The following is a 14,206-nucleotide window of genomic DNA, read 5'->3' on the forward strand; positions in this document are numbered from 1 at the left end:
GTGTTCCTTTATTTATGTTTGAGCATGGAGTTGAGCAGCCGGCCCAGGATGCCGACAAACAGCAGCGGCGGCAGCGCCAGCAGCACGGTGGAGGCGTTGACCACGCCCCACGGCACTTCCTGGCCCATCGAGGTAAATGCCGAGGCGATCACGGGCAAGGTCACGCTTTTCGACGACGTCAGCGCCAGCGCGATCATCAGCTCGTTCCAGACCAGCACGAAGCTGAAGACGATGCCGCCCATCAGGGTTTTCGAGGCTACCGGCAGGGCCACTTTCCAGAACACCTGGTAGGGGCCGTAGCCGTCGAGCGCGGCGGCCTCCTCGATCTCTTTCGGGATGCGTGCAAAGGCGGGGATCGACAGCCAGATGATCGTCGACAGGGTCACCAGCAGATACGTCACCACCATCGACAAGCGCGAGTCGTACAGGCCCAGGTCGATCCAGATCGAGATCAGGGGAATGGCGACGGCCACCGGCGGCAGGAAGCGCAGCGAGAGCAGGAAGAACTGGATATCCTTCTTGGCCGGCACCGGATAGCGTGCAATCGCATACGCGGCCGGCACGCCCAGCACGGCGCCAAGCAACACGGCGATGCCGACAATGGCCACGCTGTTGCCCAGGCCAGTCAACACCTCGGGGCTGGCCAGCACCTGCCGGTAGTTGGCCAGGGTCGGGCTGAAAATAAAGCGCGGCACCGGCGTGACGATGTCCATCAGCTCCTTGAAGGAATTGAGCACGGCCCACAGGATGGGAAACAGCGCCAGCAGTACAATCGCGGTGGTGATGGCGGTGGTGGCGACGGCGTCCGCGCCGCGCGTAATCGTCAGTTTTCCCATTTGGCGACCCGTTTCCAGAGCAAGGTAAAGATAATCGTCGTGGCGATCATCATCAGCACGGCCATGCTGGACGCATACGAGATCTTGCCCATCAGGCCGATGCCCTGCGCATACGCATACATGTCCAGCGTCTCGGTGGCGATGCCGGGGCCGCCTTTGGTCATCACGTAGATCAAGTCGAACGAACGCAGCGACTCGACCATCTTGATAAAGACCAGGCTCATGATCGGCACCTTGAGCATGGGCAGCGCGATATACGCATACACCTGCAAGGTAGACGCGTAGTCGAGGCGGGCCGCTTCCAGCGGTTCGGGCGGCAGGGTTTCGAGCAGCTTCAATATCACGGCGCCGAAGAACAGGCCCCATTGCCAGATATCGACCAGCGCCACCGCATACAGCGCCGTGGCCGGATCGGACAACAGCGCCGTGCCGCCCAGGCCCACGCCTTCGAGCAACCAGTTCAGGATGCCCATCAGCGGCGAGTACATGAACTTCCAGATAAACGCAGCCGACACGCGCGGCAGCAGCACCGGCACGATCAAGAGCAGCGCGATCACGTCACGCGTGCGGCCCTTCACTTTCTCGAACAGGAACACGGACAGCAGCACGCCGACGATCAGCGAACCGGCCACCGTCACCGCTTCCCACACGGCGGACACCTGCACGGCGTTCATGAAGCGGCGGTCGCCCAACAGGCGAATGAAATTGGCCAGCCCCACGTACTCGCTGTCGCTGTAGCGCAGCACGCGGTTTTGCAGGGCCAGGTTGATGGCGGCAATCGTCGGCACCAGGCCCAGGATCAGCAGCACCAGCAGCGGCACGGTGAGGAACACCGCTGGCAGCCAGGTGTGGCGTTTTTTGCGGAGGGTATGCGGCATAAGGATGGCTTTCAGGCAGGTGAAGGCAGGCCGCCGCCCTGGCGGGCAGGCGGCGTGCGAAACAAGGTCCGGCCGGCGCCCTATTTACGCTTCTTCGCCCGCGACATCACATCGGTCGCATATTCGTTCGCCTCATCGAGCGCGCCTTGCACGTCGGTGCGCGTGCCCGTAAATACTTCTTCGAGCACCACGCCCAGGTTGTCGCCAATGTCCGGCCACTCGGGGCTGGGCCAGATGGTCACGCGCGAGACCGGCGTGGTGTCGGTCAGGCCGGCCTGGATCTGCGGCTTGACGTGCTGGCGGAAGTAGTCGCTGTTGACCGTGCTGCTGCGGTTGTAGTCGCTGAAGACCTTGTCCTTCAGGCGCGCCTGTTCCTGCTCCTTGCCGGTGGCAAAGGCGATGAACTTGCCGGCTGCCTGGCGCGTGCATTCGTCTTTCGCGCCCGAGGTGGAAATGGCCAGGCCGTGGCCGTAGGCGGCCGAGGCCAGCGGCGCCGGCGGGCGCACATAGCCGACCTTGTCGACTACCGACGATTTTTTCGGGTCTTCCATCCAGTCGGCAAACGGCGTGGACTCGATCATGAAGGCGACCTTGCCCGACCTGAACGCTTCGAGCGCATTGCTCCAGTCATAGGTGGCGCCGCCCGGTGGCGCGTACTTGAACAGGTCGCGGTACAGGGTGGTCGCTTTCACGGCCTGCGCCGAATTGAAACTTGGCACGCCGTTGTTTTCCCACTTGCCGCCGGCGGCCAGCATGAACGGCGCCCAGCGCCAGACATTCATGCCCGAGCCGCGCTGGCCGCGCGCCGCCCAGCCATAGACGTTCGGAGGACTGTGCATTTTTTTCACCGCCGCCACCAGTTCGTCGAGCGTCCTGGGCACGGCGACGCCGGCCTTTTCCAGCAGGTCGCGGCGGTAGAACAGGAAGTCGCTGCCGCCGATCAGGGGCGCAAAATAGGCCACGCCGTTGTACGAGGCGACGGCGCGGCGGCCCGGCAGGAAGTCGTCATAGTCGGCCTCTTTCGGCAGGTATTTCAAGAGCGGCACGACCCAGCCGGCGGTGGCAAATTCGGCCACGTTGGCTTCGTCGATGTAATAGATCTGGTAGGAGCCGGCCCTGGTCGATGCGTCCAGCCTGGCCTTGGAGCGGCGGTCGTTCTCGCCGAAATAGCTGATTTGCACCTTGGTGCCGCTGGCCTTTTCATAGTCGGCCAAGGTCTTTTCCATCACCGTCAGCCCCAGGCTTTTTTGCGCCAGCACCTTCAGTAGCGGCACCTTGCAGCTTTGCGCCGAAGCGTCGGCAACGGCGGCGGACATGAGGGCGCCGCATGCGATAGCAGTCATGATTTTCATAACACGTCTCCATTTTTATAGTCCGGCGGTTTTCCACCGGTGAGCCCACTATAAAAACAAAGCCGACCCGCCACCACTGCAAAAGCGGCGAGTTTTCAAATACTATTTTTCAGCAAAACGATATCGGCCCACCAATCGCCTGTCGCTAAAATTTTTATGCGCTGACAGGAAAAGTCCGTCCAGTTCAAGGGGCTCAAGGGGCGCTGTGCCACTCCAGGAAAAATTCACACTTTGATGAACAAAGCGACATCAGAACCCGTAAATTCTTGGCATGGAGACACCTTACAGGAGACGGTGTTGCACTTGGTTTTGGAGGCTGCCCATTTTTACTTCGCTTTTTTCGCACGTTTACTTCGGTTGACGGCTGGGAGCTGGTACGCAGGAGCCGGCGCAGGTGCAGCGGGTGACCGATACGCTGCTCTCGCAGGATGAGCAAAGGCGCTCGGGGGCGTACGAATAGAACAGCTGACATGCAACGATGTCGCCTGAACTGGCTACAAGGAAATGTTTGTCAACAAGCTGTTGTGGGTTAAGCTGTTTGCCGTCGCGATTATTGCGCACTGAACACCGCTGCGGAGGGATCTCGTCAGTGGCACTCGCTTTCCACCGGTAGATCTTTCGTGAATCCAGCCCTTGCGCCACGCCACCCGCATTGCCTTGCCGCCGCCCGGCAGGACGGTTGGTGCCCGCTCGCGCTGCTGGTGATGATGCTGATGCTGATGCTGATGCTGGCCGTGTTGACCGCATGCACGGAGCGCACTGGTGAGCCCGATACGTTGCACGTGGTGACGGCCGAGGTGCAGGACGTGGCCGGTCCCGGTTTCACGCCGGCCCCGGTCCGCGTCGACAGTGCGCACCTGCCCGCCGCCTGGCACGGCATCGCGCTGCCGTACGCGCGCCCGTCCGACGTGCTCAAACAGGCCGAGGTCGCCGCCAGGGCTGCACCGCCGGGGACGGTCACCACCACCTGGTACCGCCTGACGCTGCCGGCTTTCGCGCCGGCGCCGGTGGCGCTGATGCTGTACGCGGCGCGCATCAAGGCCTATGGCCCGATCGCCGTGTATGTCGATGGCCAATTGCTGCACCAACGGCAGCTCGATGGCCCGAACTGGTACTGGACGCCGCTGTGGCTGCCCATCGACGCCGGCCAGCGTGCCGCGCCGCCGCGCGAAATCCTGTTCCGCCTGCAGCACGGCCGGGCTAGCCACACGGCTCTGGCCTCGGTCTGGCTTGGCAGCACAGAGCAAATCGGCTGGCGCTACCATGGCCGGCAGTGGCTGCAGGTCTACCTGCCGGTGATGTGGATCGGTGCCTTCATCTCCGCCGGCCTGTTCTCCGCCGTGGTCTGGTTCCGCGGTGGCGTCGGCCGCAGCTACGGCCTGTTCGCGCTGCTGGCCGTTGCCCAGTTCATCCGCGCGCTGGGCTTCTACTGCGAAACGCGGCTCGACAACGACTGGTTCGCCTGGCTGATGCTCAACTCGCTGTTCTGGATACTGAGCCTGGTACACGCGTTTCAGGTGCTCGGGCACGGCCAGCGCCAGCGCTGGCTCAGCCGCAGCCTGCTCGGCATTAACCTGCTGGTCGGGGTGTTCTCGTTGCCCATGGTGGCAAACTGGGCGAACTCGCCCTTGATCACCCCGCTGATCTACCTGCTGGCCATCGTTGCCGGCACCACCATGGGCGTGGCTGGCGCCTGGGCTTCACGGGGCCGCTCGCCGGAGGCCATGGTGATGTCGATCGGGGTCGGTCTGTGCGTGCTGTACGGCGTCAACGACTGGGCGCTGCAAAGCAATTTTCTCGGCCCCGAGGACTGGTATCTTGGCCCCTATATGAACCTGCAGAATTTCGCCACGCTGTGCTTTTTGATGTACCGCCGCTACATCGGCGCACTGATCCAGGTCGAGCAGAGCAATGCCCAATTGGCGATACGCCTGCGCGAGCGCGAGGCCGAGCTGGGCGAGAGCCACCGGCGGCTGCGGGAGGTCGAACACCGCCAAGCCGTCGCCGAGGAACGCCACCGCCTGATGCAGGACATGCACGACGGCCTGGGCTCGTCGCTGCACAGCGCGCTGCGCGCCATCGAACGCGGCCAGCTCGGCGAAATTTCCGTGTCCAATATCCTGCGCGACTGTATCGACGACCTGCACCTGACCATCGACTCGCTTGAGCCGGTCGAGGCCGACTTGTTGCTGTTGCTGGCCACCCTGCGCTACCGGCTGGGCGGGCGATTGCGCACCGCCGGCATCGAACTGCACTGGGCCGTCGTCGATGTGCCGCCGCTGAAATGGATCGACCCGCGCAGCGCCTTGCATATCCTGCGCATCCTGCAGGAAGCGTTGACCAATATCGTCAAGCACACCGAGGCCAGCCGCATCAGCGTGTCCACGTCCAGCGACGCCCAGGGCGTGCTGGTGACGATTGCCGACAACGGCGGCGGCTTCGACCCGGTAGCGGCGCTGCGCGGTGGCGGCAAGGGTTTGCTCAACCAGCAGCGTCGCGCCGCAGCCATCGGCGGCACGGTGTCCTGGGAATCCACCACGGCCGGCAGCCAAATGGTGCTGTGGCTGCCCCTGGCGCCGGCCGCCGCGCTCCATCCCATTACCGCTTGAAAGACATTGCCCATATGCCTGTTCCGCCCACTTTACCCATACGCGTCGGCATCGTCGAAGACGATATGGACTTCTTCAACGCGCTGGTGGACGCCGTGGCCGCCACGTCCGACCTGGTGCTGGCCGGCAGCGCCAGCACCCGCCGCGAAGGCCTGCTGCTGCTCGAACAAGACGCCGCCGATGTGCTGCTGGTTGACCTGGGTTTGCCAGACGGTTCCGGCATCGACGTGATCCGCGCCGCCGGGCTGAAGTGGCCAACATGCGCGGTGATGGTCAGCACGAACTTCGGCGACGAGCTGCACGTCATGCGTTCGATCGAGGCGGGCGCCGCCGGTTATTTGCTCAAGCACGCCGAGCCCTCCTGTCTTGCCGACGAGATTCGCAGCATCCACCGGGGAGGCAGCCCGATCAGTCCCCTGATCGCCCGCCAGATGCTGACCCGTTTCCGCCACCTGGTGCCGCCCGGGCTGCCACTGGTTCAGGAAGAGGCCAGCGACACCGAACCGGCACACCGCGCGCCATTGTCGCCGCGCGAACAGGAAGTGCTGGAGCTGATCACGAAGGGCTTCACCGCCGAAGAGATCGCGCGCCTGCTCAATGTATCCCATCACACGGTGCTGACCTTTATCCGCCGGACCTACCGCAAGCTGAAAGTAAACTCGCGCGCCGAGGCCATCTTCGAGGCGCGTCTTCAGGGCTTGCTCGACTGAACTGATCTTTTGCGGGGTACGCCGCCGCTCCGTCAAAACCATTCTTGTCCCCAGTTCAGGGGACAGACGCAACATCTCTCCCTTGTTAAACTTTCATAACTGACCACCTTACCGAATCGGCAAAATGCCGCTGCGGCCGGACGCTTCAACAATAACAATCAACACCTGCCATTCACTATCCAGATTGCGCAGTGTTACTGCCTCGCCCATGGCAGGCGAGAGGATACTTTTGCGCTCCACACTCATCCCCCTGGCGCTGCTGTTAGTGATCCAGCAAGCTTACGCCCAGCAACCGACCGCCGGCAGCCAGCTGCAGCAAATTCCGCTCGCGCCGCAATTGCCCAAGGCCGATCCCGGCATCCGCGTCCGGCAGGGCGCGGCGCCTGCCGCCGCCGCAGGCGACAGCACCCGCATCATGGTGCAGCGCCTGCACATCACCGCCGCGCCGGTGTTTACCGAGACCGAACTGATCGCCGCCACCGGCTTTGTGCCGGGCAGCGAACTGACCTTGGCCCAGTTGCGCGCCATGGCCGCCACGGTGGCCGGCTACTACCATGCGCGCGGCTATTTCCTGACCCAGGCTTTCCTGCCGGCGCAGGATATCGAGAACGGCGTGGTGGCGATCCAGGTGCTGCCGGGACAGTACGGCAAGGTCGAGTTGCGCAACAGCAGCGCGCTGTCCGATACCCTGGCACAGCATATCCTCGCCGGCCTCGATGGCCAGGTAATCGCCATCGACCCGCTCGAACGGCGGCTGTTGCAGTTGTCCGACCTGCCGGGCGTGGAGGTGGGCTCCACGCTGACGCCGGGCGCCTCGCTGGGGGTGTCGAACCTGATCGTCGATGTGCTGCCGGGCGCGCGTGTCAACGGCAGCGTCGACCTCGATAACCAGGGCAGCCGCTACACGGGCCGCAACCGCTTCGGCGCCACGCTCAACATCAACGAGGTGGCCGGCCTCGGCGACGTCGCCACCGTGCGCGCGTTTACCTCGACCGACGGCCTGAACTATGTGCGCGCCGCCTACCAGGGCCAGGCCGGCCTGCTGCGCCTGGGCACGGCTTATACGTATATGGACTACAAGCTGGGCAAGGAGTTCGCCGTGCTCGATGCGAAGGGCACGGCCAGCATCGCCAGCGTGTACGGCAGCTATCCTTTGATCCGTACCCGCGCCGGCAGCCTGTACGCGCAACTGAACTATGACAGCAAGGATTTCCAGGACAAGACCCAATCGACCGGCACCGTCAACGACAAACAAGCCAGAATCTGGATGCTCAATCTCAATGGCGACAGCAAGGACGGCTTTGGCGAAGGCGGCGTCAACAATTATTCGCTGACCTATAGCACCGGCAAGGTGGACATTGAAACCCTGGCGGCGCGCCAGATCGATGCGCTGACGGTCAAGACGAACGGCAGCTTCCACAAGCTGGGCTTGACCGCTTCGCGGCTGCAAAGCCTGGGTGCGGCCACCAGCGCCTACGCCATCGTCAACGCGCAAACGGCCTCGAAAAACCTCGACGCCTCGGAAAAAATGGGCCTGGGCGGCGTCGGCGGCGTGCGCGCCTATCCGGGCGGCGAGGCGTATGGCGACCAGGGCTACGTCTTGAACCTGGAACTGCGGCGCAACCTGCCGGCCTTGGCCGCCATTGCCGGCCAGTTGCAACTGGTCGGTTTTGCCGATACGGGCACCGTCAAGCTCAACCGCAACCAATGGAGCCCGGGCGAGAACCGCCGCACCCTGAGCGGCGCCGGCGTGGGCCTGTCGTGGACCGGCGCCAACGCCTTGCTGATCAAGGCGTATTACGCGCACAAGCTGGGCAACGCCAGGGCAACGTCCGTACCGGATACGGCCGGCCGCTTCTGGCTGCAAGCGGTCAAGTACTTTTAATACATAAAAAATAACGATCACCCGAACGCTTACCCCATCAGGACCCGCCATGAACCGCATCTACCGCTCCATCTGGAACCAGGCTACCGGCGCCTACGCCGCCGTTTCCGAAAACGTCAAATCGGCCGGCAAGCGCTCGATGCCCGGCAGCAGCGGCGGCGGCGCGCATTTTGCGCTGACCAGCATGGCGGCGGCCCTGATGCTCGGTTACGGCAGCCTGGCGCTGGCCGGGCCGCTTGGTGGCACGGTGGTGGCGGGCCAGGCGAACATTAGCGGTGCGCCGGGTTCGACGGTGATCAACCAGGGCAGCCAGAACGCGGTCATCAACTGGGCCAACTTCAATATCAAGCAGGGCGAGTCGGTGCAGTTCGTGCAACCGAACAGCAATGCAGTGGCCTTGAACCGGGTGCTGGGCAACGATGGCACGACCATCCTTGGCAACCTGTCGGCCAACGGCAAGGTGTTTATCGTCAACCCGAACGGCGTGCTGTTCGGCCACGGCGCGTCGGTCAACACGGCCGGCCTGGTGGCCTCCACACTTGATATTTCCAACGCCGACTTTATGTCGGGCAACTACAAATTTTCAGGCAATGGCACGGGTAGAGTGCTGAACCAGGGCGCGCTCAGCGCGCCGGGCGGTTTTGTAGCCTTGCTGGGCGCGCAGGTGTCGAATGAAGGCACGATCCAGGCGCGGCTCGGTTCGGTGGCGCTGGCCGCCGGCCAGGCGATCACGCTCGATGTGGCTGGCGACGGCTTGCTGAACGTGGCGGTGGACCGCGGCGCGGTGGGCGCGCTGGTGCAAAATGGCGGCCTGATCCGGGCCAATGGCGGCAGCGTGGTGATGACGGCGCAGGCCGCCGGCAAGCTGCTCAAAACCGTGGTCAACAACACCGGCGTGATCGAGGCGCACACGATAGACACGCGCGGCGGTACCATCAAACTGCTGGGCGACATGCAAAGCGGTACGGTGAACGCGGCCGGCACCCTGGACGCCAGCGCGCCCGACGGCGGCAATGGCGGCTTTATCGACACCTCGGCCGCGCATGTAAAGCTCGACGACGCCTTGAAGGTCACGACGGCATCGAGCAAGGGCCTGACCGGCACCTGGCTGATCGATCCGACCGACTTCACGATTGCCGCCACCGACGGCGACCAGACCGGCGCGTTCTATACCAATGCGCTCAAGAGCAACAATGTCACCATCCAGACCCTGGCCACGGGCGCAGGAGCCGGCGACATCAATGTCAACGACAATATCGCGTGGAACGCCAACACGCTTACGCTCACGGCCCACAACAGCATCAATATCAACCGCGCGCTGCGCGGCGCCGGCACGGCCAGCCTGGCGCTGGAATATGGCCAGAGCGCAGTAGCGGCGAACAATACCGCTACCTACAACGTCAAGGCCGAAGTCGACCTGCCGTCGGGCCAGAACTTCAGCACCAAACAGGGCAGCGACGGCGTGGCGACCGTGTACACGGTGATCAACAGCCTGGGCGCGCCTGGCAGCAGCACCGGCACCGACCTGCAGGGCCTGGGCCTGGGCGGCAGCTATGCCCTGGGCAGCAATCTCGACCTCAGCGCCACCAGCGGCTGGAATGCCAACAGCGGCTTTATGCCGATCGGCAGCGATGGCGCGCCGTTTGCCGGCGCCTTCGATGGCCTGGGCCATGAGCTGCATGGCCTGACCATCGCCCGCACCGACACCGCCCCCGTGGGCCTGTTCGGCAATATCGGCGCCACTGGTGCGGTGCGCAACCTGGGCTTGGTCGGCGTGAGTATCACGGGCGGATCGAACTCGCCTGGCAATGTCGGCAATGTCGGCGCATTGGCCGGCATTAATAGCGGCACGATCGACAATGTGTACAGCAGCGGCCAGCTCGGCGGCCTCCCCTACAGCAACATCGGCGGACTGGTGGCCACGAATGCCGGCGCCATCAGCAACAGCCATAGCGGTGGCGCGATAACGTCCGTGTCAAACGGCGCCATGGGCGGCCTGGTGGCGGTCAACGTGGCGGGCCACGTGATCCACAATAGCTACAGCACCACGGCTGTGACCAACAGCAACAGCTTTAACGGCACGGGCGGACTGGTGGGCAGAAACAACGGCGTCATCCGCGACAGCTATGCTACCGGCAATCTCAACGGAAACTGGCACGTGGGCGGCCTGGTCGGCATCAACTATGCGGCGATCAGCAACAGCCATGCTACCGGCATTGTCACCGGCAGCGTGGTAGTGGGCGGCCTGGCCGGCACGGCGTACGGTTCGATCGACAACAGTTATGCCACTGGCGCCGTCATGGGCAGCGGCTCGGTGGGAGGACTGGTCGGCATGTCCCAAGCCGACGTGAGCAACAGCTATGCGACTGGCAACATCTCGGGCGGCAGCTTGGTCGGTGGCGTGGTCGGTGGAAACTTGGGCAGCATTGCCAATGCCTATTTCTCCGGCAAGAACAACGGTACTTCGTCGCCAGGCGGCATCGTCGGCGGCAACTATGGCAGAATTGACAATGCCTTCTTCAATAATGATCTCAATCCCGGCATGGCCGGCGTTGGCAGTGGCAGTAACGGCTCCAAGTCCAACGCGCTGGGCCTGACCGGCGCGCAGATGCTGGCGAACGACAACTATGTTGGCTTCACCACCACCACCACCCCTGGCGCCACCGGCAACAACTGGGTGCTGGTGGGTAGTGACGGTGCGCTCAACGGCAGCGGCGGCACGCTGCCGATGCTGGCGTCCGAGTGGTCCACCACCATCAATGGTACGCATCAATTGCAATTGATGGCGATGGACAAGAGCGCCAGCTACACGCTGGGCAGCAATTTCAGCGCCGCCGGCACGGCGGCCAGTGCTACCGATGTCTGGGCCGGTGCAGGCTTTATTCCGGTCGGCACGGCGGCGTCGCCTTTCGTTGGCAAGCTCGACGGCACTGGCCACGTGATTGCCGATCTGCGTATCGCCAGGGCCGGCGGCACCGATATCGGCCTGTTCGGCGCCGTCGGCATGGCCGGCGTGATCGCCAACGTCGGCCTGAGCAACAGCAGCGTGACCGGCGCCACCAATGTGGGCGCGCTGGCCGGCAGCAATGCGGGCACCATTCGCGGCAGCTTTGCCAACGGCGCCGTGGTGGGCAGTCTCAATATCGGCGGCCTGGTGGGCAACAACAGCGGCACCATCCGCGACAGCTATGCCAGCGGTTCGGTGATCGGCGGCAACACCATGGCCGGCCTGGCGGGTAGCAACAGCGGCAGCATCAACAACAGCTACGCCAATGCCAGCGTGAGCGGATCGAGCAACCTGGGCGGCCTGGTGGCGGTCAATAGCGGCACCGTCGCCGGCAGCTTCTGGGATACCACGGCCAGCGGCCAAGCCACCAGCGCCGGCGGCAGCGGCATGACCACGGCCCAGCTCAAGAGCAGCGCCAACTACACGGGCGCCAGCTGGGAACTGCAGCAGATGTGGGTGGTGTACGACGGCCAGAGCGCGCCGTTCCTGCGCTCGTTCATGCAACCGATCGCGGTGCGGGTGTCCAACGGCACCAAGGTGTACGACGGTACCGCCTATGCGGGCGGCGCCAACACCACGACGCTCTCCAACCTGGTCGCCGGCAACGTGTTGCCCGGCACACCTGTGTACGCTGGCAACACCGCCGGCGCCGTCAACGCCGGCACCTATGCGGTGTCCGTCAGCGGCTATTACGCCACGGGCGGCCAGTCGGCCTATGCGATCAGCTATATCGATGGCGGCCTGGTGATCACCCCGCGCCTGCTGACGCTGTCCGGCGTCACGGCCGGCAACAAGGTCTATGACGGCACCACCAGTGCCCCCATCAGCGGCGGCGCATTGAGCGGCCTGGTTGGCAGCGAAACCCTGGGTTTGTCCGGCCTGTCTGGCGTGTTCGCCGACAAGAACGTCGCTAGCGGCAAGACCGTGACGGTCAGGGGCGCCACGCTGGCCGACGGCGCCGGCCTGGCCAGCAACTATACGGTCAGCAACCCGAGTGGCGTCACGGCCGATATCACGCCCAAGGCGCTGACCGTGACGGGCGCGACGGCTGGCAACAAAGTCTATGACGGCAACACCAAGGCCACCGTCAGCGGCGACGCATTGAGCGGTCTGGTCGGTTCGGAAACGCTGGGCCTGTCCGGCCTGTCTGGCGTGTTCGCCGACAAGAACGTCGCTAGCGGCAAGGCGGTGACCATCAGCGGCGCCACGCTGGCCAACGGCACCGGCTTGGCCAGCAATTATTCGGTGACCAATCCGACCGGCCTGACGGCCGATATCACGCCCAAGGCGCTGACCGTGACGGGCGCGACGGCTGGCAACAAAGTCTATGACGGCAACACCAATGCCCCCATCAGCGGCGGCGCATTGAGCGGCCTGGTCGGTTCGGAAACGCTTGGCCTGTCCGGCCTGTCTGGCGTGTTCGCCGACAAGAACGTCGCTAGCGGCAAGGCGGTGACCATCAGCGGCGCCACGCTGGCCAACGGCGCCGGCCTGGCCAGCAACTACACGGTCAACAACCCGAGTGGCGTCACGGCCGATATCACCAAAGCCACCATCAATACGGTGAGCAATATCGTGGCCGGCAGCAAAGTCTATGACGCTGCTACCTCCGCCACGGTCAGCAATGCCGGCGCCACCTTTGCCGGCATGGTCAATGGCGACGTCCTGACGGTCAGCGCCACCTCGGCATCGTTTGCCGACAAGAACGTCGGCAGCGGCAAGACCGTCACCGCCAGCGGCCTCACCCTGGGCGGCACGGATGCAGCCAACTACAACCTGACGGCGGTGACCGGCAGCGGCAGCGGCAGCATTACCCAGGCGCAAATTGCCAGCGTCAGCGGCATTACCGCCGTCACCAAAACCTATGACGGCACGGACTCTGCCACCCTGAACGCCGGCGCCACCTACAATGGCGTGCTGGGCAGTGACAGCCTGTCGTTTACCGCCAGCAAGGTGGCCTTCGGCGACAAGAACGCCGGCAACGGCAAGACTGTCAAGGTCGAAGGCATCGTCTTGATCGGCACAGATGCTGGCAATTACACGCTGACCAGTAATACCGCCAGCACCACCGCCGACATCAGCCGCGCCACCATCAATACCGTCACCGGCATCACGGCCGGCAGCAAGACTTATGACGGCACCACGGCAGCAACGGTCAACACGTCCGCCGCAGCGTTTAACGGTATGGTCACCGGCGACAGCCTGAACGCCAGCGCCAGCGGTGCGTTTACTGACAAGAATGCCGCCACCGGCAAGACCGTCAACGTCAGCGGCATTACGCTTGGCGGCCTTGACGCGGGCAACTACAATCTGACCAGCAACACGGCCAGCACGACCGCCAATATCAGCCGCGCCGCCATCAACGCCGTCACCGGCATTACGGCCGTCAGCAAGACTTATGACGGCACCACGGCAGCAACGGTCAACACGTCCGCCGCAGCGTTTAATGGCATGGTCACTGGCGACAGCCTGAGCGCCACTGCCAGCGGCGCGTTTGTGGACAATAATGCGGCGCTTGGCAAAACCGTTGCCATTAACGGCATTACGCTCGGCGGTACCGACGCCGGCAACTACACGCTGGCCAGCAGCACGGCCAGCACCACCGCTGACATCAGCCGCGCCACCATCAACACCGTCACCGGCATAACGGCCAACAGCAAGGTCTATGACGGCACCATCGGCGCCACCGTCAACACTGGCGGCGCAGCCTTTGCCGGCATGGTCAATGGGGACAGCCTGAACGCCACCGCCAGCGGCGTATTTGTGGACAAGAACGCAGCCACCGGCAAGACGGTCAATGTCAGCGGCATCGTCCTTGGTGGTGCCGACGCTGGCAACTACACGCTGGCCAGCAGCACGGCCAGCACCACGGCGGACATCAGCCGCGCCGCCATCAATGCCGTGACCGGCATTACGGCTGGCAGCAAGG

At 64.1% G+C, this 14,206-nt stretch carries 7 protein-coding genes; 4 read left to right on the forward strand and 3 right to left on the reverse strand.

What is annotated here, in order from left to right; all coding sequences use genetic code 11:
- Positions 1-8: 8 nt before the first annotated feature.
- The 3 genes from CD932_RS05320 to CD932_RS05330 all read right to left on the reverse strand — a co-directional run bounded on the left by CD932_RS05320 (position 9) and on the right by CD932_RS05330 (position 3,057).
- Positions 9-836, reverse strand: a complete 828-nt coding sequence (locus tag CD932_RS05320; protein WP_094441724.1) for a carbohydrate ABC transporter permease — start codon at positions 834-836, stop codon at positions 9-11.
- The gene (locus tag CD932_RS05325; RefSeq protein WP_094441725.1) at positions 824-1,714 is read right to left on the reverse strand and encodes a carbohydrate ABC transporter permease; all 891 of its coding nucleotides are present in this window, start codon (positions 1,712-1,714) and stop codon (positions 824-826) included. The genes CD932_RS05320 and CD932_RS05325 overlap by 13 nt, the downstream gene beginning before the upstream one ends.
- 80 nt (positions 1,715-1,794) lie before the next feature.
- A complete protein-coding gene (locus CD932_RS05330) occupies positions 1,795-3,057 on the reverse strand; it encodes a sugar ABC transporter substrate-binding protein (protein ID WP_254926470.1) in 1,263 nt (420 codons plus the stop codon).
- Between the two features lie 629 nt (positions 3,058-3,686).
- Between CD932_RS05330 and CD932_RS05335 the strand changes: the two genes are divergently transcribed.
- From CD932_RS05335 to CD932_RS05350, 4 genes are all read left to right on the forward strand, one after another.
- The gene (locus CD932_RS05335; protein ID WP_254926471.1) at positions 3,687-5,675 is read left to right on the forward strand and encodes a sensor histidine kinase; all 1,989 of its coding nucleotides are present in this window, start codon (positions 3,687-3,689) and stop codon (positions 5,673-5,675) included.
- Positions 5,676-5,689: 14 nt separating this feature from the next.
- On the forward strand, positions 5,690-6,385 hold the full coding sequence (locus tag CD932_RS05340) for a response regulator transcription factor (protein WP_094441727.1): 696 nt from the start codon (positions 5,690-5,692) through the stop codon (positions 6,383-6,385).
- Positions 6,386-6,614: 229 nt separating this feature from the next.
- Complete coding sequence (locus tag CD932_RS05345) at positions 6,615-8,270, forward strand: ShlB/FhaC/HecB family hemolysin secretion/activation protein (protein ID WP_254926472.1); 1,656 nt, start codon at positions 6,615-6,617, stop codon at positions 8,268-8,270.
- A 49-nt stretch (positions 8,271-8,319) separates the two neighbouring features.
- Positions 8,320-14,206 (forward strand): YDG domain-containing protein (locus CD932_RS05350; RefSeq protein WP_094441729.1); only part of this gene is annotated, 5,887 nt, incomplete at its 3' end.

Source organism: Janthinobacterium sp. PC23-8, assembly GCF_002250505.1.
Taxonomy (GTDB): domain Bacteria; phylum Pseudomonadota; class Gammaproteobacteria; order Burkholderiales; family Burkholderiaceae_D; genus Janthinobacterium.

Bases quoted from the DNA above. Each gene is read 5' to 3' on its own strand.
- CD932_RS05325 (WP_094441725.1), bottom strand. From the start codon at position 1,714: ATGCCGCATACCCTCCGCAAAAAACGCCACACCTGGCTGCCAGCGGTG.
- CD932_RS05320 (WP_094441724.1), bottom strand. From the start codon at position 836: ATGGGAAAACTGACGATTACGCGCGGCGCGGACGCCGTCGCCACCACC.
- CD932_RS05330 (WP_254926470.1), bottom strand. From the start codon at position 3,057: ATGACTGCTATCGCATGCGGCGCCCTCATGTCCGCCGCCGTTGCCGAC.
- CD932_RS05340 (WP_094441727.1), top strand. From the start codon at position 5,690: ATGCCTGTTCCGCCCACTTTACCCATACGCGTCGGCATCGTCGAAGAC.